Genomic DNA, 23186 nt, shown 5'->3' on the forward strand with positions numbered 1-23186 from the left:
TGCTCAGAAGGGGGGTGGGGTGTCGGTGGGGGACGGCTCGGGCGGCTGGGTGGTCTGTTCTGCGGACGGTTCGTCGTCCGGGTCGACAAAGGGGTCGGTCCAGTGCTGCGCGCGGAGGAGGGTGGCCGGGGGGACCGTGATGATCTGCTCAGGCGTGGGAGTGCCGGGTCGGTGCCCGTCGACCTTGCGTGCGTCGGTCTCGCGGGTGCGGCGGAGCCAGATGGCCGGGTGTGGGCCGCCGATCAGCTCGTCGTCGCTGTCCGGGTCGTCGTCGGGGGTGGCGACCCGGTCGGTGGTGGCGCGCGCGGTCAGCGCGGCGTGGACGAGGAAGGAGGCCAGGTCGCGCCGGTCCTCGGGACGCAATCCTGCCGGGTGGCGCGGGTGGAGTTCTCCCGGGTCGTCGCTGCAGGAACCACCGTCGCTGGTCGGGGTGCCGGTGGAGAGATACTGGCGGTAGTCGTGCGATCGGGTGCGGTAGAGGCGGCCGAACATCGAGGTCCACGTGAGGGTGCGGGCGGGGTCCATCTGCGCGGCCCACTCCTTGGCGGTCTTGGCCCAGTGCCACCCCGTGTCCAGGACCTGCAGGTTCAGCTCTGCCGTCGGTCCTGAGGAGTGGTACTCCATGACGTGGTCGAGCTGGCTGTCGCTGGCCGGTGTGGTGGAGCCGATGCCGCGGGAGTGCACGTCGGCGGCGAGGACCTGTGCGCGCATCGCGGCGTCGGGGCGGTACCGGGCGACGGAGCGTTCGATGCAGCGACCGTCGGCGGGGTCGAAGAGGATGCGGGACAGGGTGGTGCCCGGGCTGAGCGCGGCCAGCCGCAGCGCGCCGGCGGTCAGGAAGAGCGACTCGCGTCCCAGGGCCGCGCCGACGCCCTCTCGTTCCTGTCTCTGACTACCGGGGCTGGCCCGATCGGCACCGTCCCCCGTCATGTCCTGCCCGGTCAGGACGGGACGTCCGGTGAGGACGTCCCAGGGCACCAGCACCTGCAGGTGGTAGGTCGGCGTCCCGGTGAGGATCGCGGCCAGGAGGGCCACCTCGTCCGGATCGAGCAGGTGGTCGCCCAGGTCGTCGGAGGTGGGCCGGTCGTCCGGGGTCGCCGGGAGGGGGAGGGTTCCGTGAAGGAGCAGGGAGCGGGCCAGGTCCGAGCGCAGCTGCGCCAGGGTGCGGGGGTCGCCAGCCTGCCTGGCCCGGCGTGCCAGACGGTGGAGGCGGTCGGCGCAGGCGGCGATCGAGGCGGCGTCGGCGGTGATGACGAGCTGCCCGCTGCCGTCGTCGTCGACGCAGCCGAGGGCGTCGCGCAGCCGGTACCTCTCGTGGCGGTCCTTGCGGTCGGCGTCCGGGTCGGCGCCTCGGGCCTGGGCGAGCATCCGTGCGAGCGAGCGGGCGAACGGCTTGGCCTGCCACGGGTCGGGGCTGACGTTCCCGTCCGGGTCCAGCCGGGCGGCGTCGACCTGACGGGGGTCGGCACTGGTGGCGAACAACGCCGTGGCGATGTGCGGTCCGTGCTCCTCCCGCAGCCTCCCGGCCTCGCGCCAGAACTGCTCGACCTGGTCCCACGTCGCGATCCCCGCGTCCAGGCCCTCGTCGAGGGGTCGGCGTATCGGGGAGGGGGACAGGGCGATCGCGACGAGCTGGCGGGACTTGCCGCGCCCCCAGCCGGTGAGGGCGGCGAGCTGCGAGGCGGTCGCGGACTTGGTGCGGGCCCGCCACCGCTCGCGGCCGGTCTTGGACAGCTCGTCGGGAGCGGCCACGTGCTGGCGGCGCAGCAGCTCCTCGCCGGTGCGGGTGGCGAGCTGGGTGGTGGCGTGCAGGCGGGCCCCGGCCAGCGCGGTCAGGAGGCGCTGAACCGCCTCGATGCCGTCGAGGCACTCCTGGGGGGACAAGCCGTCCCTCCGCTGCAGGAGGGGCAGGACGGCAGCGAGCAGGTCCTGGGGGGAGGGGGTCGCGGCGACCTGCGCGCGCAGGGGTCCGTGAAGGTCGAGGCGAGCACCGGGGACCGCGCAGCGGCGGGACGCGTCGTGACCCTGCAGGACCGGTCCGGCCGGCGTACGGCACCCCTGGACCTCGCGAGCCAGACACCCGGCCAGCTGCTGCTCCGTCCAGGGCCTGCTGCGGCCCTCCTGCGGGACCGTCGTCGTCGATCGCATCGCTGCCTCCCCCGGCGCCGCCCCTCGCCGCCCCGTCATGGCCAGTATAGGACACCTGTTCGAAGTCCACGGGCTGCGCGCCGTCGTGGACGACAGGGAGCATGCGCGAGGAGGGTGTGGATGCGGACGTCACCCGGGGGTGGAGGAGAGAGAGCTCGTCGGGGAGGTGAGGGGGAGTCACCGGGGACTGGCGGGAAGACGGAGGTCCTCGGGGTGGACCCGTGGCTGCGCCCGCCGGTGCTCTCGCAAGGAGAGCGAGGTCACCCGGGGGTGGGGCGAGAGGTCACCGCGCGCGCCGGTGCCAGAGCCACAGCGCCCCACCCAGCACCGCGAGCGCCGCGCTCGCGAGCGCGACCTGCAGGAGGCTGCCGTCCACGAGCGGCACGAGCGCCCCGGCCAGGGCGGCGTTGAAGAGCAGCGACGCGAAGGACGCCATCGAGGCGGCGGCCCCGCGACGCTCGGGGAAGAGGTCCAGCATCGCCAGCTGCAGCAACGGGAAGACGATGCCGATGCCGACCCCCAGCAGCGTCGGGCCGACCACCGCCCACGGCAGCACCGGCACCGTCGCCGTCAGCACGACGTTGACCGCCGCCGAGGCCAGCAGGCCCACCATCGCCCCGTCCACGAGCCGCCGCGGGTCCACCCTTCCCGCGAGCCGGGTCGAGAGCCACGACCCGGCCACCATGCCGGCGATCATCGGCACGAAGAGCAGCCAGAAGTCGCGCTCCCCCCGCCCGAGCAGGTCCACGACGATGATCGGCGCCCCGGCCACGTAGATGAAGTAGCTGGCGAACGCGAAGGTCGTGCACAGCGCCAGCCGCTCGAAGCGCCACGACCGCGCGACCTCCCACAGGCCGCCGACCACCGACCCCAGGTGCAACGGCTGCCGAGCCGACCTCGGGAGCGTCTCCGGCAGGACGAGCGCCGTGAGCACGGCGACGAGGACGGCATACCCGGCCACGAAGACGAAGATCGCCTGCCACGGCCCGAACCGCAGGATCTCGCCGCCGACCACCGGCGCGACCGCCGGCGCCACGGCGAAGACCATGAGCACCCGCGCCATCATCCGCTGCGCCTGCGCACCGCTGTAGAGGTCCCGGATGACGGCCCGGCTGACGATGGTCGCCGCCCCCGCGAACAACCCTTGCGCCACCCGCCCGGCGAGCAGCACCTCGAAGGTCGGGGCGAGGAGGCAGAGCAGCGAGGCGAGGACATACCCCGTCAGCCCGCCGATCATCACCGGCTTGCGCCCCAGGCTGTCCGAGAGCGGTCCGTGGAAGATGCTCATGACGCCGAAGCTGAGCAGGTACACGCTCGTGACCTGCTGCATCGCCGTCGTGTCGACGGCATACTCGCGACCCACGTCGGGGTAGGCCGGGAAGATCGTGTCGATGGTGAACGGCCCGAGCATCGCGAGGCTGGCCAGCACCAGCGTGAGCAACCACGCCGGACGCGTCGACAGCACCGGCTGCCCCGCCTCCGGCACCCGCTCCGTCCCCGTCACCGTGCGCACGCTACCCGGCGCACCCACCTGCCTCCTCGCACGCCGGGGACCGGTCGGCCCCGCCGACTAGCATGGGCGGGCCGGGCGCGGTCGTCGCGCCCGTCCTCTGCGACCGGGGTCCCCCGGCCGCCACCGACCAGAGAGGTATGCCGTGAGCGCTGCGGGTATGGGGGCCGTCCCCGTCGACGGAGGTTTCGCCTTCCGGGTCTGGGCACCGAACGCCGACGCCGTGCACGTCGTCGGCGACTTCAACGGCTGGGACCACGCCGCCGACGCCCTGCACCACGAGGACAACGGCCACTGGTACGGCGAGGTCAAGGGGGCCGAGCACGGCCAGGAGTACCAGTTCCTCATCTCCAACGGCGAGCAGCGCCTCCTGCGCATCGACCCCCGCGCCCAGGCCGTGACCAACTCCGTGGGCAACGGCCACCTCTACGACCACTCCCGTTTCGACTGGGGCGACGACGAGGTGTTCGAGACGCCCGGCCAGCACGAGCTGGTCGTCTACGAGACCCACATCGGCAGCTTCGTGCCGAGCGGCGACGGCGGCCCGGCCGACCTGCACGACCTCACCGGCAAGCTGGACTACCTCGTCGGGCTCGGGGTCAACGCGGTCGAGCTGATGCCGCTGATGGAGTTCGCCGGTGACTACTCCTGGGGCTACAACCCGGCGCACATCTTCGCCGTGGAGCACACCTACGGCGGCCCGGTCGCCCTGAAGAACTTCGTCCGCGAGGCCCACAAGCACGGCATCGCCGTCCTCGTCGACGTCGTCTACAACCACTTCGGCCCGAGCGACCTCTCGCTGTGGCAGTTCGACGGCTGGTCCGAGAACGGCAAGGGCGGGATCTACTTCTACAACGACCACCGCAGCAGCACCCCGTGGGGCGACACGCGACCCGACTACGGCCGGCAGGAGGTGCGTGACTTCATCCTCGACAACGCCCGGATGTGGCTGCGCGACTACCACGCGGACGGCCTGCGCCTGGACATGACGCCCTACATGCGCAAGGTCGACGGCTTCAGCGGCGACATCCCCGAGGGCTGGGAGATGATGCGCATGATCGCCGAGATGGTCCGCACGGAGTTCCCCGGTCGTCTCGTCTTCGCGGAGGACCTGCACAACGACGCGGCCGTCACCAAGGTCGGCCACGGCGGTGCCTCCCTGCACGCTCAGTGGGACAACCAGTTCGTCCACCCGGTGCGCGAGGCGCTCATCACTCACTCGGACGAGCACCGCTCCATCCCCGCCGTCGCCCAGGCGGTGATGCACCGCTACCACCACGCGTTCGACCGGGTCATCTACACCGAGTCCCACGACGAGGTCGCCAACGGCAAGGCGCGCATCACCTCCGAGGTCCGCGGCGACAACCCCAGCGGCTGGGACGCCCAGAAGCGCGCCACCCTCGGGGCTGCGCTGGTGCTCACCTCCCCGGGGATCCCGATGCTCTTCCAGGGCCAGGAGTTCCTCGAGGACGAGTGGTTCCGCGACACCGTCCCGCTGGACTGGGAACGGGCGTGGGCCTTCCGGGACATCACCCAGATGTTCCGCGACCTCATCCGCATGCGCCGCAACCTCGACGGTGACACCGCCGGGCTGTCCGGCCCCGAGACCAGACTGGTGACCCTCGACGACGACGCCAACGTCATCGCCTACGTCCGCTCCACCGGCGACGGCCAGCACGTGCTCGTCGCGCTCAACCTCACCGGGCACGCGGTGCAGCGCAAGGTCACCCTGCCCGGCGGGGTCTGGCGGGTGCGGTTCAACAGCGACGCCCGCCGCTACAGCCAGATCTTCGGCGACCACGCCACCCCGGACCTGGACGCCCAGGACGGTGAGGCCGTGCTCGACCTCGGCCCCTACTCGGCGGTGGTCTTCGTCCCGGCCTGAGCGGCCCGGCCGCCCTGCGGCACGGGGTGGGTCACCCGGACCCGGTCGGGCAGCATGCCGTGGTCCAGACCCCAGAGCACGGCCTGGGAGCGTCGGGACACATCCATCTTGCGGTAGGCCGTGCGGACGTAGGTCTTGACCGAGTTGATCGAGAGGTAGCTGCGGGCTGCGATGTCGGCGTTGGTCAGACCCTGGGTGATGAGCGCGATGACCTCGGACTCCCGAGGCGAGAGGCCCTCGCCCCGCCCCGGCCAGTCGCCGCCGCTCACCTCGGGCTCCGCGCCCACCTCGTGCTGGGTCGAGACCACGACGTCGCCGCGCGCCATCCGCTCGATCGCGGAGACGAGCTCCTCCGCCGGCAGGGACTTGTCGAGATACCCCCGGCAGCCCTTCGCCAGCGCGACCTCGACGAGCTGCGGGTGCATGTTCCAGGTGTAGACCGCGATGGCCCCGGTGTTGGACTGGTCGAGCACGACGTCGATCTCCGAGCTGTCCACCTGGGTCTCGGAGAAGGTGTCGTAGAGGGTGACGTCGACCGAGGCGTTGACCGGCAGGGAGGCGTCCAGCTCGACGACCTCGATCCGCCCGTCGAAGGGTTGCAGCATGGCGTGCAGCCCCCGCACGACCACCTCGTAGTCGTTGACGAGAGCCACCCGGACCCGTCCGCTCGCTGCCATAGGGACACAGGGTACGCACCGGTAGCCCGGACGTCGCTCTCGGTTGACCGAGCCTCACCCCTGTGGGTGTGGTAGAGGGATCCGCGGAACTGGAAGTCTCGGACGGTGAGAGAACACATCGCCGTCCTGACCATGACCCGAGGCCGCCACGAGCAGCTCCTGGGACAGGTCGACGGACTGTCCGTCGGGTCACGGCCCCCGTTCATGCACAGCGTGGTGTCGATGGGGGACCGGGACCTCACCCGCGGCCGCCTGCCGCTGGGCACGGACCGGTGGCGCACGGTGGTCCGCCCCGTCCCCACCGACCGCCGTGCCCTGCCGCTGGCCGCGGCCCGCAACCTCGCCGCGCAGGAGGCGATCGACGGCGGCGCCGAGGTCCTCGTCTTCCTCGACGGTGACATCATCCCGGGCAGCCGCACCCTGGAGCGCTACGCCGAGGTCCTCACCGGTCCCCGGGCGTCGGTCGGCCTGGCCGACGTCGACGGACCCGTCCTGTGGTGCGGCCCGATCCTCCAGCTCGAGCCCCTGGAGCCGGGCGCGGTCGGTTACCCGATGCGTCGCCTCAACACCCTCGCGCGCCGCACCCCCGGGACACCCCGCGTCCGGGTGGGGGAGGTCCGGGTCGAGGAGCGCTGGGAGCTCTTCCGGGCCGTGGCGTTCGCGATGACCACCGAGGACTTCCTCGCCACCGGGGGCTTCCACCCCGGCTACACCGGCCACGGGCTGGAGGACGCCGACTTAGCCGAGGTGGTCCGGCGCGCCGGCGGCACGATGGCCTGGGTGGGCGGCGCGACCGCCTACCTGCAGCCCGGGCAGCAGGTCGCCCCGGAGCACGAGGTGCGGATCGCCGCCAACCACGCCCGCATCTGGCGGGAGCGGTGGGACGAGTCAGCCAACCACCCGTGGCTCACCCGTCTCGTCGCGGAGGGTCGGCTCACCCGCGGGCAGGACGGCAGCTACAGCCTGGCGGCCTGACCGCCTCACCCTCGGCTCACCCGGTCACGGCCACCACGGCGTGCGCGCCCCGCTCGGCGTCCACCATCACGTGGCTCACCGCCGGGTAGTGACCGGCCTCGGGGAAGGTCAGCTCGACGAAGCCGCCCTGCGCCGCCTGCAGCCCCAGCGTCTGCGCGCCGGACCCCTCCGCGCGCGGTCCGAGGAGGTAGGCGCCCTCGGCATACACCGTGTCGAACTGGCCGCCGACCACGTGGAACGAGCTGGCCCGGCTCGGCCCCGCGTCGAGCACCCAGATCCGCACCCGCTCGCCGACCCGCGCGGCCATCGGGTGCTGGTCGTACTGGTTGGCGATGCCGTTGAAGGTGACGAACGCCGGCCGCTCGGCCGCGACCGCGTCGGCGTCGACCTCCGCAGCCTCCACCTCACCCTGACCGGTGCCGGTCGCCAGGTAGACCTCGGACTGGACCAGGACGTACTCCCGGTCGACCTCCGGCAGCCCCTCCTCCGGCTCGATGACGACGGCCCCGTGCATGCCCGCGGCGATGTGCGAGCTCATCGGCATCGTCGAGCAGTGGTACATCCAGATCCCCGCCCGCGTGGCGGTGAACCGGTAGACGAGGCTCTCGCCCGGCGCGATCGTGCGCATCGGCCGGTCGGGGGCGAGGGCGCCGGCGTGGAAGTCGATGGAGTGCCCGATGGAGCCGTCGTTGACGAGGGTGATCTCGAAGACGTCGCCGACCCGCCCGTGGAGCGTGGGCCCCGGCACCTGCCCGCCGAACGTCCACCGCGTCTGCGTGACGCCCGGCGCCACCTCGAGCTCGACCTCCTCCACCTCGAGGGTGAGCCGGTGCACCCGCTCGTCGGTGAGAGGGGCGAGGACGGGGTCGACCGGCGCGGCCACCACCGCGTCCGGGTCGAGGGAGGGCGTCGCCCTCGAGGGGTATGCCGTACCCGCGCCGGCCGATCCGGTGCCGCCGGCCGCTCCGGTGGCTGACCCTGGGCCGGCCGGCCCTGCGTCGGTGCCCCCGGTGACGACGACGTCGAAGGTCATCCCCATCTGCCGGTGACCGACGATCGTGCACCAGCCCTCGACGGACTCCCCGACCACCCCGAGATCCAGCGTCGCGCTCTCACCGGGCGCCAGGCGGGGAGTGCGCTCGTCGAGCAGCTGGAGGTCGTGGACGGTGGTCGGGTCCTCGTTGACCAGCTCGACGACGAGCCGGTCCCCGGCGGGCACCTCCACCGACGACGGCTCGAACCGCATGTCGAGCGCGCGCACCTGGACCGTCGTCGTGCGGCCGGTCGGCTCCACCGCCGTGCGGCCCCCGGACACCGTCCCGGTCCCGCCGCCCAGCCCCGCGGCGGCGGGGTCGAGCACCACCCCCACCGAGACGGCGAGGACGAGGGCGGAGAGCGCCGTGACGAGCTGGCCGCCGGACCAGACCGACGGCATCCGGTCGGGGGCCCCCGCGGCCAGCCCGGGCGCCGGCCGCGCCCCGGCGGGCCGCTCCCCCCGGGCCTGGGCCTCGGCGACCTCGCGGCGGGCGCGGACCGAGGCCAGGATCCCGCCGACCATGAGGGGCACGAAGGCGGCCAGCGCGAGCAGCACCAGGCCCGACACCAGGACCCGCACCCAGCTCGGCACCGGGAGCAGGCACAGCAGCAGCCCGAGGTTGACCGTGACGAGACGCGCGGTCCCGAACCGGTCGAACCACCGCTGGCCGGCGCGCACCACGGTCTTGCCGCCGCCGAGGACGGAGGGGACGAGGTAGGAGAGGGCGCCGGGGAGCAGCTGGCCGGCGAACCCGACGACGAGGATGGCGCTCACCGTCCCGAAGCCGGTCGTGAACTCCCCCCACGTCCCGCTCCGCGCCAGCCGGACGAGCACGACGACGATCCCGCCGAGCCACCAGAGCAGCGACAGCCCGACCGAGGCGGGCGCGAACTCGCGCGGCGGGGCCTTGCGGACCGGTGCGAGGGCGGCGCTGGCCCACCAGAGGAGCGCGACGGCATACCCGGTGAGGGCCAGGAGGGCGAGCAGGCGCACGCCCGCCACCCCCGCGACCACGAGAAGCGACAGGGAGGCGACGAGCAGGGGCAGCGCCTCCGTGGCGCGGCGCTCCGCGGCCGGGCCGATCGGGGTGCGCAGCATCGTCGGCCACAGCGTCAGCAGCGTGCCCGTCACCGTCAGCCCGACCCACCCGAGGACGTTGACCGCCACGTGCGCGAGGAGGAACCGGCCGTGCAGGGGGTCGCCGAGGCCGAGGGCCAGGGTCGCGCCGAGGGTCGCCCCGACGGGCAGGCAGACGGCGGCGGCGAGGTAGTAGCGGACGGTGATCCGGAACCGGCCGGGCAGCGCCACCCGCAGGCGCCGCCACAGCTGCACCCCGTGCCAGGCGACGGCGACGGTGACCAGCGAGGCCCCGACCACCGTCACCGGCCACCACCCCGTCGGGACGCCGACGAGCGTGACCGCCGTGCCGACGAGCAGGAGCAGGAGGCGCCGGGCCTGGACGCGGCGGTCGTCCAGCCCCGGCGCGGTCTTGAGGAGCGCCTGGGTGAAGTGGGTGCTCCACACCATGATCGAGTGGGTCAGCGCGCCGAGGAGGACCAGGTGGACCATGAGCCATCGCGACCCCGGCACGAACGGGTGCACGAGGGTCATGAGCACGGCCAGCACGAGCCACAGCAGGCCGGGGTAGTCGCGCAGCGCCCAGCGCCCGCGACCGGTGCCGGCGCCTCGGGCCGGACGCGGGGGTCGGGACGAGGACGGTCCGGCGGGCAGAGAGGGTGCGCTCACGGGACGGGCGGCGTGGCCCGGTCCACCTCGTCCCAGTCCGGGCCGTCGAGCGCGATCGCCGAGGCGGGGAAGAGACCGTTGTCCTCGCGGTCGACGTGGTGCCGCAGGTCGTGCAGGAAGGCGTCGACGAGGTCGTGCTCACCGGCGGCGATCCGCTCGAGCTGCGCGTCGAGGGTCGTGTGCTCGGCGCACAGGCTGTCGATGTGGTCGGTGAACTCCTCCTGCTGCCGCATCACCGCGAACAGCCCGACCTCCTCCGCACGCGTGTGCGGGTGCAGCAGCGCGCCGACGGCGTCGACCGCCGCCGCGACCTGCGAGGGGTTCCCCTCCTCGCAGGCCCGGCGCAGCGACCCTGCGGCGTTGACGATCTCGGTGTGCTCGGCCATGAACCGGCCGATGACCGTGATCGACTCGCAGCCGCAGTAGGTGCACATGCCTCAGGCGGTACGCGTCAGGCGCAGGGTCCAGGCCTCGGGGCCGCGCTCGCGGTAGTCCCAGGTCACCGCGTCGCCCTCGCGCTCGCTGATCTGCGCGAGCAGCGGCAGCGGGTCGTGCGGGGCGATGAGGTCCATCTGCTGGCCCGGGCGCAGGCCGCCCAGCGCCCCGAAGATGGTCGCGTGCCGGATCGCGTGCGGGATCTGCCGTGCGTCCAGCGCGGGGACGCCCTCGTCGGTGCAGCCGCAGCCGCAGCCGGTCTGGCTCTTCTGCGTGAGCGGGAGCTCGGGTCGGGTGTCGGTCATGGGTTCTCCTTCTCTCGGGTGGGTCAGGGCGGTGCTCAGCTCGGCTTGGGCGCCCCCGGGCGGGCGTAGCGCCACCAGGTGATGCCGACGCACATCGCGGCCCACGCGATGCCGATCAGGTAGAAGGTCGTCGGGCTCATCAGCGTCAGGCCCACGCCGAAGAGGAACGGCCCGAAGGCGGCGATCGCGGCGGTCCAGCCGATGACGCCGCCGGCCTGCCGCCGCTCGAAGATCATCGGCATCTGCTTGAACGTCGAGGCGTTGCCGATCCCGGCGAAGAGGAAGATCGCCAGCATGCCCCAGAGGAACTGCCGGAAGTCGCCGCTGAGCGCCTCCGCCGACGAGACGTCCGGGGTGAGCGCGGGGATCGTGAAGGCGATCGAGACGATGAGCCCGAGACCGGAGATGAGCGTCCAGATGGCGCCACCCATCTTGTCGGTCAGCGGCGAGAACGCGATCCGGGCCCCCGCGCCGACGAGCGGCCCGAGGAAGACGAACGCGGCGACGTCGGGCACGTCGTAGCCGGCGACGAGCAGCTGGGCGTCCGCACCCGCGCCGACGATGATGTCCTGGTTGCCGATGCCGTACAGGTTGGCCATCAGCAGCCCGAACTGCGCGGCCAGCCCGGAGAACGTGCCGAAGGTCATGATGTAGAGGATCGTCATCCACCAGGTGTCCTGGTTGGAGAAGATGTCGAACTGCTGGCGGATGTTGGCCTTGATCGGCACCGACTTCAGCATCGTCCACGCCAGGATCGCGCCGACGACCATCAGCGGGATCCACACGAACGCCGCGTTCTGGTACCAGACCTCCTGCGCCTCCTGGCCGGGCAGCTGCATCTGCTGGCTGCCACCGAAGACGGCCAGCGCCCCGAGCGCGATGAGATAGGGGGTGAGCAGCTGGACCAGGGAGACGCCGAAGTTGCCGATGCCGGCCTGCAGGCCCAGGGCCGTGCCCTGCATCCGCTTCGGGAAGAAGTAGGAGGTCGAGGGCATGAAGCCGGAGAACGCGCCACCACCGATGCCGGCGAGGAAGGCGAGGACCATGAGCTCCCAGTAGGGGGCGGTCGGCTCCTGCACGCGGACGCCCCAGCCGAGGGTGGAACCGATGAGCAGCAGCGTGGTGAGCGAGACCATCCGTCGCGTGCCCATCATCGGCGGCAGCACCATCCAGGCCAGGCGGAACAGGCCCGCCGCCAGGCCGGGCATGGAGGCCATCCAGTAGAGCTGGCTCTTGGTCCACTCATACCCGAGGGCGTTGAGCTTGGGGATGATCGCGCTCGGCAGGAACCAGGCGACGAAGGCCAGGGTGAGGCAGAACGTGGTGATCCACAGGGTCCGCCAGGCCAGGCCCTTGTCCCAGGTCTCCTCGTTCTCCGGGTCCCAGGACTGCAGCCACTCACCTCCGGTGCGGCGGTCGGGTCGGGTGGTGCTCATGCGCGGGCCTCCTCGAGGCGGTCGGTGCTGGGCGTGGTGGGGTCGCTGTGGTCAGGGGTGTGCCGGTCCGGCGCCTCCAGCTTTTCGGCGAGCTCGGGCGACTGCTCGTGCAGCATCTGGACGATCGTGAGGTGCATCCACAGCAGGCAGACGGCGGTGAGCAGGAACAGCACGAAGAAGGTCGAGGTGGGGAAGCCGGACCAGGCCTTGGTGTAGGCGAACATCGGCGGGAGGAAGAAGCCGCCCAGTCCGCCGAGCATGCCGACGAGGCCGCCGACGGGGCCGACGTTGCCGGGGAAGTACTCGGGGATGTGCTTGTAGACGGCGGCCTTGCCGACCCCCATCGCGCAGCCGAGGAGGAAGAGCAGGGCGGTGAACGGGACCACGTGCATCGCGTAGGCGAGGTGCTCGGTCTGCGTGCCGTCGGCGTGGTCGATGACGATGCGGCCGTTGGGCATCATCAGGATGCCGGTGGTGACCAGCATGACGAAGAAGGTGCCGTACATCGCCCGCCGGGCCCCCCACCGGTCGCTGAACCAGCCGCCCACGGGGCGCAGCAGCGAGGCCGGGAAGATGAAGATCGCGGTGAGCAGGCCGGCGGTGGCGAGCGAGACCCCGAAGTTGTCCATGTAGTAGAGGGGCAGCCAGGCCGAGAGCGCGACGTAGGCGCCGAACACGGCGACGTAGTAGAGGCTGAACCGCCACACGCGCACCTGGTTCAGCGGGCGGAGCATCTCGCCCAGGGTCTTGCTCGAACCGGGCTTGTGGTCGTGGGCGGGGGTGAGCACCCAGACCAGCACGGCCATGACGAGCAGCAGCACGGCGTAGACCACCGGGATGAGGCGCCAGCCGCCCTGCAGGCCGAGCACGACGGTGGTGCCCGCGGTCCCCGCGATGATGGGAGGGCCGATGAACTTGGTCACCGAGGCGCCGACGTTGCCGGCGCCGAACACGCCGAGCGCGAGGCCCTGGCGCTCGCGGGGCGCCCAGGCGGCGTTCCACGCGATGCCGACCGAGAAGGAGTTGCCGGCGAAGCCGACGAGGAACGCCAGGACGAGGAGCATCCCGTAGCTCTCGGCCCGGCTGACGAGGAAGGCGGGGACGGCCGTGACGGCGAGCATCGCCGTCATCACGACCCGGCCACCGACGCGGTCCGCGAGCATGCCCGCGGGCAGGCGCCACAGGGAGCCGTTGAGGACCGCGACGGCGGCGATCCAGGACAGCTCGGTGTCGGAGAGCCCGAACTCCTCCTTGATGGGCTTGCCCAGGATCCCGAACATCAGCCAGACCGCGAACATCAGGGTGAAGGCGATCGTGGACATCCACATGACCCTCGAGGCTCCACGCGTGCCGGTCGACGGAGGACTGATCGCTGCCGGCGGTCCGCTGGTGGGTCGGGCGTCCATCGCGCTCCTTAGTTTGGAGGATATGACTCACTCAAATGTGAACAGCGCAGAGCCTACACCCGTCCGGGCGGCTCGTGCACGGGGACGGACGTGACGTGAATTACGGCACGGATGCGTGGTGAAAACCCGACGTCAGCACGGGTGGCGGGACGGTTGGGACGTGGCCGCCGGACCGGTTGCGGTAGTGCCGGGCGGCTGCTTAGATATAGACGAACTTTCCCTCCTAACCCTGGTGGTGATCATGCGCGACGCTGCGGACGTGAACGGCGCGGCGCTGCTCACCTCGGCCGTGCGCCGGCGCATCGTCGAGCACCTGGCCGAGCTGCCCCGGCTCGCGGCCGAGGGGCCCACGCGAGAGAGAGGGCTGACGGCGGCGGAGCTGGGCCGGGTCCTGGGCCTGCACACCACCACCATCCGTTTCCACCTCGACCAGCTGGTGGCCGCGGGCATCCTGCGCAGCCAGTTCGTGCGCAGCGGGGGCGCCGGCCGGCCCGCCAAGCGCTACGTCGTCGAGGAGACCGAGCTCGGGACCGTCGTCGCCGGGTCGTCCGAGGGGCCCTACCAGATCCTGGCCACCCTCCTGGCCGACGCCCTGGCCGAGGGCGGGCAGGAGGGGGTCAGCCCGGAGGCGGCCGGCCGCGACTGGGTCCGGCGCCGGATGGCCGCCCGCGCGCCCGAGGGCGGGACCCCGACGAGCGCCGGGACGCCCGGCGAGTGGGTCGGCAAGGTGGGTGCGGTCGTCGACCTCCTCAGCGAGTGGGGCTACGTCCCCGACCTCGCGGTGACGGGCCAGGAGGGCGATGTGACGCTCACCCTGCACGACTGCCCGTTCCGCGACCTGGCGCGCGTCCACCCCGACATCGTCTGCGGGGTGCACCTCGGGCTGCTGCGCGGGGCGCTCGAGTCCGCCGGCGAGGACCAGGCCGGCGTCAGCCTGCAGCCCTTCGTGACCCCGACGACCTGCTCCGCGGTGCTGCTGCGCCGCGGCGCGCACCCCCTGCCGACCCCGATCGTCCGACACCGAGGAGAAACCGCATGAGCCAGGGCACGACGTCGTCCAGCCCCTCCGGGTTCGACGGCCCGCTGAGCGAGGCCCTCGTCAGCACCCGACGCTTCTTCACCCGGGGCACCGTCTCGGACGACGGCCGCACCCTCAACCTGCAGGGCGGGCGCACGGGTGACTCCTTCTACCGCGACCGGTGGAGCCACGACAAGGTGGTGCGCTCCACCCACGGCGTCAACTGCACGGGCTCGTGCTCGTGGAAGGTCTACGTCAAGGACGGGATCATCACCTGGGAGGCCCAGCAGACCGACTACCCCTCCGCGGGGGCCGACCGGCCCGAGTACGAGCCGCGCGGCTGCCCCCGCGGCGCGGCGTTCTCCTGGTACACCTACAGCCCGACCCGGGTGCGCTACCCCTACGTGCGCAGCACCCTGCTCGAGATGTTCCGCGAGGCCCGGCGGGAGTTCGGCGACCCGGTGGTGGCCTGGGCCTCCATCGTCCAGGACGAGGAGAAGGCCCGCGCCTACAAGACCGCCCGGGGCAAGGGCGGGCTGGTGCGCTCCACCTGGGAGGAGGTCGTCGACCTCATCGCGGCCGCCTACGTCTACACGGTCAAGCGCCACGGCCCCGACCGGATCGCGGGCTTCTCCCCGATCCCCGCGATGTCGCCGGTGTCCTACGCCTCCGGCTCGCGCTTCAACGAGCTCATCGGGGCCCCGATGCTGTCCTTCTACGACTGGTACGCCGACCTGCCCAACGCCTCGCCGCAGATGTTCGGCGACCAGACCGACGTCCCCGAGTCCGGCGACTGGTGGGACGCGGGCTACCTCATCATGTGGGGCTCCAACGTCCCGCTGACCCGCACCCCCGACGCGCACTGGATGACCGAGGCCCGCTACCGGGGGCAGAAGGTCATCGCGGTCGCCCCCGACTACGCCGAGAACGTGAAGTTCGCCGACGAGTGGGTCGCCTCGGCCCCCGGCACCGACGGCGCGCTCGCGATGGGCATGGGGCACGTGGTCCTGCGCGAGTTCTTCGTCGACCGGCAGGTCGACTTCTTCACCGACTACAACCAGCGCTTCACCGACCTGCCCTACCTGGTGACGCTGGACGAGGTGACCGGCGGGGAGGGTGGCGCGAGCACATACCGTCCGGGGAAGTTCCTCGTCGCCGGCGACCTGGAGGGCCACCCCGAGGCCGGGAGCGAGAACGCCATGTGGAAGCCGGCCGTCCTCGACGGCGCGACCGACCAGGTGGTCATCCCGAACGGCTCGATCGGCCACCGCTACGGAGACGAGGGCGTCGGGCGCTGGAACCTCGAGCTCGGTGACGTGCGCCCAGTCCTGTCCCTCTACGGCGACACCGGTGACGCGGTGGAGGTCGAGCTGCCGCGCTTCGACAACCTCGAGGGCCACCAGCGCCTGGAGCGCCGCGGCGTGCCCGTCCGCCGCGTCGGCGGCTACCTGGTGACCACCGTGATGGACCTCATGCTGGCCCACTACGGCGTGGGTCGGCCCGGTCTGCCGGGCGCCTGGCCGGAGGGCTACGACGACCCGTCGGTCCCCGCGACCCCCGCGTGGGCGGCGGAGATCTGCGGGGTCCCGGTCGAGCAGATCGTGCGGATCGCCCGGGAGTGGGCGCAGAACGCCATCGACACGACCGGCCGCGGGATGATCCTCATGGGTGCCGGCACCAACCACTGGTACCACTCCGACCAGATCTACCGCGCCATGCTCGTCCTCACCACGATCACCGGGTGCCAGGGACGCAACGGAGGCGGCTGGGCCCACTACGTCGGCCAGGAGAAGGTCCGCCCGATCATGGGCTTCCAGCACCTCGCCTTCGCGCTGGACTGGGCCCGTCCGCCGCGGCACATGAACCAGACCGCGTACTGGTACGTCAACACCAGCCAGTACCGCTACGACACCTTCGACGCGGACGCCATCAACGGGGCGACCGGCGCCTTCGCCGGGCGCACCACGATGGACCTGCTCGCGCAGTCGGTGCGGCTGGGCTGGACGCCCTCCTACCCGCAGTTCGACCGCAGCTCCCTGCAGCTCGCGGACGACGCGGCGGAGGCGGGGATGGGCGCGGGCGAGTATGTCGCGAGCCAGCTCAAGGAGGGCACGCTGCGGTTCGCGGTCGAGGACCCGGAGCACCCCGACAACCACCCCAAGATCCTCTCGCTGTGGCGGGCCAACCTGCTCGGCTCCTCGGCCAAGGGCAACGAGTACTTCCTCAAGCACCTGCTGGGCACCGACAACGCGGTGAAGGCCACCGAGGCTGCCGAGCACCACCGGCCGCAGGACGTCGTCTGGCCCGAGCGCGCGGCCGAGGGCAAGCTCGACCTGCTCCTCACCCTGGACTTCCGGATGACCAGCTCGACGCTGTTCTCCGACGTGGTGCTGCCGGCCGCGACCTGGTACGAGAAGCACGACATCAACACCACGGACATGCACCCGTTCGTGCACTCCTTCAACCCCGCCATCGCGCCGCCGTGGCAGTCCAAGAGCGACTGGGAGGCCTGGAAGGCCATCGCCAAGCGGTTCTCCGAGCTGGCCGTCGACCACCTCGGCACCCGCACGGACGTCGTCACCAAGCCGCTGTGGCACGACACCCCCGAGGCGATGGCGACGGTCCACGGCCGGGTCCTGGACTGGAGGAAGGGCGAGGTCGAGCCGGTGCCGGGCCGGACGATGCCGGTCATCGCCGAGGTAGAGCGCGACTACACCGCCGTCTACGCCAAGATGACCGCGATCGGCCCGCTCATGGAGAAGGTCGGGATGCTGACCAAGGGCGTGAAGTACGAGGTCGGCCGCGAGATCGACCTCCTGCGGCAGCGCCACGGCGTCGTCCACGACCCCGGGTCCGTCGCCGACGGGCAGCCGCGGATGGAGACCGACATCCAGGTCGCCGACTCGATCATGCACCTGTCCGGCGTCTGCAACGGGCACCTCGCCACCCAGGGGTTCAGGTTCCTGGAGAAGCGCACGGGCACCCAGCTGCACGACCTGTCGGCCGAGCACGAGGGCAAGCAGATCACCTTCGCCGACACCCAGGCGGCGCCGGTGCCGGTGATCACCTCGCCGGAGTGGTCCGGCTCGGAGAGCGGCGGCCGGCGCTACAGCCCGTTCACGATCAACATCGAGCGGTCCAAGCCGTTCCACACCCTCACCGGTCGCCAGCAGTTCTACCTCGACCACGACTGGGTGCAGGGGATGGGCGAGTCGCTGCCGACCTACCGTCCGCCGCTGAACATGACGACGCTCTTCGGCGAGCGTCCGCTCGGGGACACCACCGACGAGCTGGGCAGCGTGGCCGTCTCGGTGCGCTACCTCACCCCGCACAACAAGTGGTCCATCCACTCCGAGTACCAGGACAACCTCTTCATGCTCTCCCTCTCCCGCGGCGGGCAGACGATCTGGATGTCCGACGTGGACGCCGCGAAGATCGGGGTGCGCGACAACGACTGGATCGAGGCGGTCAACCGCAACGGCGTCGTGGCCTGCCGCGCGATCGTCAGCCACCGGATGCCCGAGGGGACGGTCTACATGCACCACGCGCAGGACCGCCTCATCGACGTCCCGCTCACCGAGACCGACGGCAAGCGGGGAGGCATCCACAACAGCCTGACGCGGATCCTGCTCAAGCCGAGCCACATCGTCGGCGGCTACGCGCAGCTGGCGTACTTCTTCAACTACATCGGCCCCACCGGGAACAACCGGGACGAAGTCACGATGATCCGTAGGCGGACAGCGAAGGTGGAGTACTGACATGCGCGTCATGGCACAGATGGCCATGGTCATGAACCTCGACAAGTGCATCGGGTGCCACACCTGCTCGGTCACCTGCAAGCAGGCGTGGACCAACCGCCAGGGCACCGAGTACGTGTGGTTCAACAACGTGGAGACCCGGCCCGGGCTGGGCTACCCCCGCGGGTACGAGGACCAGGAGGAGTGGAAGGGCGGCTGGGTCCGCGCCGACAACGGCCGGCTCAAGCTGCGGGCCGGCGGCCGGCTCAACAAGCTGCTCACCATCTTCAGCAACCCGAAGATGCCCTCGATCCAGGACTACTACGAGCCCTGGACCTACGACTACGAGACGCTGCTCAACGCCCCGGCCCAGGAGCACTTCCCGGTGGCCCGGCCGTTCTCGCTCATCTCGGGCAAGCAGATCAACATCGAGTGGTCGGCCAACTGGGACGACGACCTCGGCGGCTCCCAGGAGCACGCGGTCAAGGACCCGATGCTCAAGGGCATCGAGGACAAGGTGAAGTTCGAGTTCGAGCAGACCTTCATGTTCTACCTGCCCCGGATCTGCGAGCACTGCCTCAACCCCAGCTGCGCGGCGTCCTGCCCCTCCGGCGCGATCTACAAGCGCGAGGAGGACGGCATCGTCCTCGTCGACCAGGACAAGTGCCGGGGGTGGCGGATGTGCGTCACCGGCTGCCCGTACAAGAAGGTCTACTTCAACCACAAGACCGGCAAGGCCGAGAAGTGCACCTTCTGCTACCCCCGCGTCGAGGTCGGCATCCCGACCGTGTGCGCGGAGACCTGCGTGGGCCGGCTGCGCTACATCGGCCTCATGCTCTACGACGCGGACAAGGTGCTGGAGGCCGCGGCCGTGGAGGACGAGCACGATCTCTACGAGGCGCAGCGCTCGGTCTTCCTCGACCCGCACGACCCGGCCGTCCAGCGCGAGGCCGAGCGCGCGGGCATCCCCGGCGACTGGGTCGACGCCGCGAGGCGGTCACCGGTCTGGAAGCTCATCAGCGAGTACAAGGTGGCGCTCCCGCTGCACCCGGAGTACCGCACGATGCCGATGGTCTGGTACATCCCGCCGCTCTCGCCCGTGGTCGACGTCATCAAGGACACCGGTTACGACGCGGAGGACAAGGACAACCTCTTCGCGGCCATCGACGCGCTCCGGATCCCGGTGGAGTACCTCGCCAACCTCTTCACCGCCGGCGACGTCCGCCCCGTCAACGACGTGCTCCGCAAGCTGGCCGCGATGCGGTCCTACATGCGCGACATCAACCTCGGGCGCGACCCGCGCGCCGACATCCCCGAGGCGGTCGGGATGACCGAGGAGGAGATGTACGAGATGTTCCGCCTGCTGGCGATCGCCAAGTACGGCGACCGCTACGTCATACCGACGGCGCACGGCGAGCAGGCGCACGCCCTCGAGGAGCTGGCCACGGACTGCCCGGTCACCGGCTACGACGACGAGCTCATGGAGACCTCCGGACCCTTTGGCGAGGGGTCCGGCCGGGGGTCGCTGACCCCCGTCGCGGTGGAGAACCTGAAGATGCTCCAGGAGCGGCAGAGCGCGGACACGCTCGTCTCCGGCGCCAGCAAGCGCGGCCGGGTGAACCTGCTCAACTGGGACGGCCGGGGGGTGCCCGACGGCATGTTCCCCGGGCGCACCGAGCCCGCCCCCGCCGCGGCGTCCCCCGCGGGCCCCACCGCCTCGGACGCGACGGACGACCCGTCGCGGCTCCGGGGCGGCGAGGCGAGACCGGACAACACGGCCGGCGCCGGCGAGGGGCCACGCTGATGCTGCCCTGGCGACGGCACCGCCGCACCGAGCCCCGTCTCTCGCCGCGGGCGCAGGCCGACGCCTGGCAGCTGTCCTCGCTGCTGCTGGACTATCCCGGGGACGACCTGCAGGCCCGGGTGCCGGTGCTCCGCGAGGTGGTCGCCGGGCTGCCGGAGCCGGTCGCCGCGCCGCTGGGTCGTTTCCTGCTCCACGTGGGGGCGACCCCGCTGGAGGAGCTGCGGCGCGACTACGTCGACACCTTCGACGTGACGCGCAAGTGCGCGCTGCACCTGACCTACTTCCTCTACGGCGACACCCGCAACCGCGGTGTGGCCCTGGTGCAGTTCAAGCAGCTCTACCGCCAGCACGGGGTCGAGCTGGCTGATGCCGACGCGGAGCTCCCCGACTACCTGCCCCTGGTGCTCGAGTTCGGCGCCACGGTGGCTCCGGAGGTCGGCTGGAAGGTGCTCAACGACCACCGGGTCGGGATCGAGCTGCTCCGGCGGGCGCTGGACCGGCGGGGCTCGGCCTGGCTGGACGTCGTGCAGGCGGTCCGAGCCACCCTGCCCGAGCTGGACGGCGACGACGAGGAGGCGCTGGCCCGCCTCATCGCGCAGGGCCCGCCGCAGGAGACGGTCGGGATCGACGATGCGCCGTACTCGATCGACCCTGCCCTCGACCACCTCCGCACCCCGCCCAGCAGCGGCTGCAGCGACGCGGCCGCCCCGGCCGGCACACGGCATACCTCCCCGCAGCCCCTGGGCAGCACCATCTCCGTAGGAGCCCCCCGATGAGCACCTTCCTGTGGGTCATCTTCCCCTACATCTGCCTGGCGATCTTCGTCGTGGGGCACGTGTGGCGCTACCGCTACGACAAGTTCGGGTGGACCACCCGCAGCTCCCAGCTCTACGAGAGCAAGCTGCTGCGGATCGGCAGCCCGCTGTTCCACTTCGGCATCCTCGGGGTGGCGGTCGGCCACTTCATGGGGCTGATCATCCCGCAGAGCCTCACCGACCGGATGGGGGTCAGTCACGAGCTGTACCACGTCGTCGCGCTCGCCGGCGGCATCCCGGCCGGGATCGCGACGCTGGCCGGGCTGGCGATCCTCGTCTACCGGCGCCGCACCGTCGGGCCGGTCTTCTCGGCCACGACGGTCAACGACAAGGTCATGTATGCCGTGCTCGCCCTGGTCATCCTGCTCGGCATGTGGAACACGATCGCGGGCAGCCTGCTGACCATCGGCGGCGAGTACAACTACCGTGACGGTGTCTCCCCGTGGTTCCGGCAGATCTTCTGGTTCCAGCCGGACGCCTCGCTCATGGCGGGCGCGCCGATCGGTTTCAAGCTGCACGCGTTCTTCGCGTTCCTGCTCTTCGCGATGTGGCCGTTCACCCGCCTCGTGCACGTCTTCTCGGCGCCCATCGGCTATTTCACCCGCCCCTACATCGTCTACCGCAGCCGCGACGACCGCCCCGGTGTCGCCACCGGCTCCCGCGCCCAGAAGCGCGGCTGGGAGCGCGTCGGATGACCGACCCGGCCCACCCGGTGACGGGCGACCTCGCCCCGACCGAGGACGACGCCTCCAGCGTCGTCGACCTGCAGGCCGAGGGCGTCCGCCTGCTCGAGCTGGCGCGCTCGGGGGACCGCGGACGGGCGGTCCGCTCGGTGATGCGACAGCCGGGTCAGAACGCGATCCTGCTGGCGTTCCCCGCCGGCGGCGGCCTGCCGGGCCACGACGCGCCCGGTCCGGCGTCCCTGCTGTGCCTGTCCGGCTCTGTGGTGCTCGCCGCCGGGGAGGACGAGTGGCGCCTGCCCGCGGGCTCGGCGCACGTCATACCCCCGGTGCGGCACGAGGTCCGCGCCGAGGTGGACAGCGTCTGCCTGCTCACGGTGTCCCTGCCCCTGCCGGCAGACCCGCCCGGTACGGTCTCGTAGCCTCGGTGCGGTGACCCCCCTCCCACCGCTCGTCGAGCCCGGCCCCGACCTCACCTCGGCGCAGGTGTCGCGCTACTCCCGGCACCTGCTCGTGCCCGGGATGGGGATCGAGGCGCAGCGGCGCCTGCTCGCCGCGCGCGTGGCCGTCGTCGGTGCGGGCGGGCTCGGGAGCCCGGTCCTCGCCTACCTCGCGGCCGCCGGCGTCGGGCACCTGACGGTGATCGACGACGACGTGGTCGACGCGACCAACCTGCAGCGGCAGGTGATGCACGCCACCGCCGACCTCGGCCGTCCCAAGGTGGAGTCGGCGGCGGAGTTCGTCCGCGGGCTCAACCCGGACGTCAGCGTCACGACGCGGCAGGTGCGGATCGTGCCCGGCAACGCCCAGGAGCTCCTCGCCGGCCACGACCTCGTCCTCGACGGCGCGGACAACTTCCCCGCGCGGTATGCCGTGTCCGACGCCTGCGTCGCGCTCGGCCTGCCGGTGGTGTGGGCGGCGGTGCTGAGGTTCGACGCGCAGCTGTCGACCTTCGTGCCGGGGGGAAGCGAGGCGGTGAGCCTGCGCGACCTCTTCCCGGTGCCGCCGCGCCCGGAGGACGTGCCGTCGTGCGCGGAGGCGGGGGTGCTCGGCGCCCTGGTCGGCCAGGTCGGCTCGATCATGGCGGCGGAGGCGGTGAAGCTGATCTGCGGGTTCGGCGAACCGCTGGTCGGGCGGGTGCTGCTCGTGGACGCGCTGTCGCAGCGCACCCGCGAGGTGCCGCTGCGGCCGGCGGGCGTGGTGGTGGAGCTGCCCGTGCACGAGGTGGTGCGCGAGCTGGTGCCGCTGGAGGAGGTGTCCGCCGAGGACGTGCGGGGGCTGGCCGGCGCCGGCACGCACGTGCTCCTCGACGTGCGCGAGCCCGGCGAGCACGCCCTGGGGACGGTGCCCGGTGCGCTGACCGTGCCGGTGGGTGAGGTGCTCAGCTGGGAGGAGCTCGACTCCCACCTCCCGGAGGGACCGGTCGTCGTCTACTGCAAGGCCGGCCCCCGCGCCCGCCGCGCCGCCGCCCACCTCGTGCGCCTCGGCCACCCCGACGTCCGCGTGATGACCGGGGGGATGCTCGCCTGGATCGAGCGCGTCGACCCCTCGCTCCCCACCTACTGAGGGTGGC

At 71.9% G+C, this 23186-nt stretch carries 17 protein-coding genes; 9 read left to right on the top strand and 8 right to left on the bottom strand.

Annotated elements, in window-relative coordinates; genetic code table 11:
- Nucleotides 1-3: 3 nt before the first annotated feature.
- Together D4B81_RS07815 and D4B81_RS07820 are read right to left on the bottom strand one after the other, a co-directional pair.
- Nucleotides 4-2148: a hypothetical protein gene (locus D4B81_RS07815; protein WP_122261845.1), complete on the bottom strand. Its 2145-nt coding sequence runs from the start codon at nucleotides 2146-2148 to the stop codon at nucleotides 4-6.
- Between the two features lie 283 nt (nucleotides 2149-2431).
- Complete coding sequence (locus D4B81_RS07820; protein ID WP_237565887.1) at nucleotides 2432-3652, bottom strand: multidrug effflux MFS transporter; 1221 nt, start codon at nucleotides 3650-3652, stop codon at nucleotides 2432-2434.
- A gap of 151 nt (nucleotides 3653-3803) precedes the next feature.
- Between D4B81_RS07820 and D4B81_RS07825 the strand changes: the two genes are divergently transcribed.
- Nucleotides 3804-5543, top strand: a complete 1740-nt coding sequence (locus D4B81_RS07825; RefSeq protein ID WP_337189867.1) for an alpha-amylase family glycosyl hydrolase — start codon at nucleotides 3804-3806, stop codon at nucleotides 5541-5543.
- On the opposite strand, the gene D4B81_RS07830 is transcribed toward D4B81_RS07825, so the two are convergent.
- Nucleotides 5513-6220 carry a response regulator transcription factor gene (locus tag D4B81_RS07830; RefSeq protein ID WP_122261847.1) on the bottom strand — a complete coding sequence of 236 codons (708 nt, stop codon included), beginning with the start codon at nucleotides 6218-6220 and terminating at the stop codon, nucleotides 5513-5515. The genes D4B81_RS07825 and D4B81_RS07830 overlap by 31 nt on opposite strands.
- Before the next feature lie 132 nt (nucleotides 6221-6352).
- Here D4B81_RS07830 and D4B81_RS07835 point away from each other — a divergent pair, with 132 nt between their 5' ends.
- A complete protein-coding gene (locus D4B81_RS07835) occupies nucleotides 6353-7195 on the top strand; it encodes a glycosyltransferase family 2 protein (protein ID WP_122261848.1) in 843 nt (280 codons plus the stop codon).
- Nucleotides 7196-7211: 16 nt separating this feature from the next.
- On the opposite strand, the gene D4B81_RS07840 is transcribed toward D4B81_RS07835, so the two are convergent.
- The 5 genes from D4B81_RS07840 to D4B81_RS07860 form a co-directional block, all read right to left on the bottom strand.
- Nucleotides 7212-9842, bottom strand: a complete 2631-nt coding sequence (locus D4B81_RS07840; RefSeq protein WP_122261924.1) for a multicopper oxidase domain-containing protein — start codon at nucleotides 9840-9842, stop codon at nucleotides 7212-7214.
- A 131-nt stretch (nucleotides 9843-9973) separates the two neighbouring features.
- Nucleotides 9974-10411 carry a hemerythrin domain-containing protein gene (locus D4B81_RS07845; RefSeq protein ID WP_122261849.1) on the bottom strand — a complete coding sequence of 146 codons (438 nt, stop codon included), beginning with the start codon at nucleotides 10409-10411 and terminating at the stop codon, nucleotides 9974-9976.
- Between the two features lie 3 nt (nucleotides 10412-10414).
- Nucleotides 10415-10717: a DUF2249 domain-containing protein gene (locus tag D4B81_RS07850; RefSeq protein ID WP_122261850.1), complete on the bottom strand. Its 303-nt coding sequence runs from the start codon at nucleotides 10715-10717 to the stop codon at nucleotides 10415-10417.
- Between the two features lie 35 nt (nucleotides 10718-10752).
- Nucleotides 10753-12153: an MFS transporter gene (locus D4B81_RS07855; RefSeq protein WP_122261851.1), complete on the bottom strand. Its 1401-nt coding sequence runs from the start codon at nucleotides 12151-12153 to the stop codon at nucleotides 10753-10755.
- Nucleotides 12150-13475, bottom strand: coding sequence for an MFS transporter (locus D4B81_RS07860; protein ID WP_237565888.1), 1326 nt, complete (start codon nucleotides 13473-13475; stop codon nucleotides 12150-12152). The genes D4B81_RS07855 and D4B81_RS07860 overlap by 4 nt, the downstream gene beginning before the upstream one ends.
- Nucleotides 13476-13800: 325 nt before the next feature.
- On the opposite strand from D4B81_RS07860, the gene D4B81_RS07865 reads away from it, so the two are divergent.
- The 7 genes from D4B81_RS07865 to D4B81_RS07895 are packed head-to-tail and all read left to right on the top strand — an operon-like array spanning nucleotide 13801 to nucleotide 23179.
- The gene (locus tag D4B81_RS07865; RefSeq protein WP_122261925.1) at nucleotides 13801-14598 is read left to right on the top strand and encodes a helix-turn-helix transcriptional regulator; all 798 of its coding nucleotides are present in this window, start codon (nucleotides 13801-13803) and stop codon (nucleotides 14596-14598) included.
- Nucleotides 14595-18335 carry a nitrate reductase subunit alpha gene (locus D4B81_RS07870; RefSeq protein ID WP_122261853.1) on the top strand — a complete coding sequence of 1247 codons (3741 nt, stop codon included), beginning with the start codon at nucleotides 14595-14597 and terminating at the stop codon, nucleotides 18333-18335. The genes D4B81_RS07865 and D4B81_RS07870 overlap by 4 nt, the downstream gene beginning before the upstream one ends.
- 1 nt (nucleotide 18336) lies before the next feature.
- Nucleotides 18337-20118: a nitrate reductase subunit beta gene (narH, locus tag D4B81_RS07875; RefSeq protein WP_122261854.1), complete on the top strand. Its 1782-nt coding sequence runs from the start codon at nucleotides 18337-18339 to the stop codon at nucleotides 20116-20118.
- Nucleotides 20118-20894 carry a nitrate reductase molybdenum cofactor assembly chaperone gene (gene narJ / locus D4B81_RS07880; RefSeq protein WP_122261855.1) on the top strand — a complete coding sequence of 259 codons (777 nt, stop codon included), beginning with the start codon at nucleotides 20118-20120 and terminating at the stop codon, nucleotides 20892-20894. The genes narH and narJ overlap by 1 nt, the downstream gene beginning before the upstream one ends.
- Nucleotides 20891-21628 (top strand): respiratory nitrate reductase subunit gamma, encoded by a 738-nt coding sequence (gene narI / locus D4B81_RS07885; protein ID WP_122261856.1) that lies wholly within the window; start codon nucleotides 20891-20893, stop codon nucleotides 21626-21628. Before narJ ends, narI begins: the two co-directional genes overlap by 4 nt.
- Complete coding sequence (locus D4B81_RS07890; RefSeq protein WP_122261857.1) at nucleotides 21625-22035, top strand: cupin domain-containing protein; 411 nt, start codon at nucleotides 21625-21627, stop codon at nucleotides 22033-22035. The genes narI and D4B81_RS07890 overlap by 4 nt, the downstream gene beginning before the upstream one ends.
- Before the next feature lie 10 nt (nucleotides 22036-22045).
- A complete protein-coding gene (locus D4B81_RS07895) occupies nucleotides 22046-23179 on the top strand; it encodes a ThiF family adenylyltransferase (RefSeq protein ID WP_122261858.1) in 1134 nt (377 codons plus the stop codon).
- The last annotated feature ends 7 nt before the right edge of the window (nucleotides 23180-23186 follow it).

It is taken from the genome of Ornithinimicrobium cerasi (genome assembly GCF_003702705.1).
GTDB classification, from domain to species: Bacteria; Actinomycetota; Actinomycetes; order Actinomycetales; family Dermatophilaceae; genus Ornithinicoccus; species Ornithinicoccus cerasi.

Excerpts from the sequence above, each read along its gene's own strand:
- narI (WP_122261856.1), top strand. The coding sequence starts at position 20,891 with ATGAGCACCTTCCTGTGGGTCATCTTCCCCTACATCTGCCTGGCGATC.
- D4B81_RS07815 (WP_122261845.1), bottom strand. The coding sequence starts at position 2,148 with ATGCGATCGACGACGACGGTCCCGCAGGAGGGCCGCAGCAGGCCCTGG.
- D4B81_RS07845 (WP_122261849.1), bottom strand. The coding sequence starts at position 10,411 with ATGTGCACCTACTGCGGCTGCGAGTCGATCACGGTCATCGGCCGGTTC.
- D4B81_RS07855 (WP_122261851.1), bottom strand. The coding sequence starts at position 12,153 with ATGAGCACCACCCGACCCGACCGCCGCACCGGAGGTGAGTGGCTGCAG.
- D4B81_RS07865 (WP_122261925.1), top strand. The coding sequence starts at position 13,801 with ATGCGCGACGCTGCGGACGTGAACGGCGCGGCGCTGCTCACCTCGGCC.
- narH (WP_122261854.1), top strand. The coding sequence starts at position 18,337 with ATGCGCGTCATGGCACAGATGGCCATGGTCATGAACCTCGACAAGTGC.
- D4B81_RS07890 (WP_122261857.1), top strand. The coding sequence starts at position 21,625 with ATGACCGACCCGGCCCACCCGGTGACGGGCGACCTCGCCCCGACCGAG.
- D4B81_RS07850 (WP_122261850.1), bottom strand. The coding sequence starts at position 10,717 with ATGACCGACACCCGACCCGAGCTCCCGCTCACGCAGAAGAGCCAGACC.
- narJ (WP_122261855.1), top strand. The coding sequence starts at position 20,118 with ATGCTGCCCTGGCGACGGCACCGCCGCACCGAGCCCCGTCTCTCGCCG.
- D4B81_RS07830 (WP_122261847.1), bottom strand. The coding sequence starts at position 6,220 with ATGGCAGCGAGCGGACGGGTCCGGGTGGCTCTCGTCAACGACTACGAG.
- D4B81_RS07840 (WP_122261924.1), bottom strand. The coding sequence starts at position 9,842 with ATGACCCTCGTGCACCCGTTCGTGCCGGGGTCGCGATGGCTCATGGTC.
- D4B81_RS07870 (WP_122261853.1), top strand. The coding sequence starts at position 14,595 with ATGAGCCAGGGCACGACGTCGTCCAGCCCCTCCGGGTTCGACGGCCCG.
- D4B81_RS07835 (WP_122261848.1), top strand. The coding sequence starts at position 6,353 with ATGACCCGAGGCCGCCACGAGCAGCTCCTGGGACAGGTCGACGGACTG.
- D4B81_RS07860 (WP_237565888.1), bottom strand. The coding sequence starts at position 13,475 with ATGTCCACGATCGCCTTCACCCTGATGTTCGCGGTCTGGCTGATGTTC.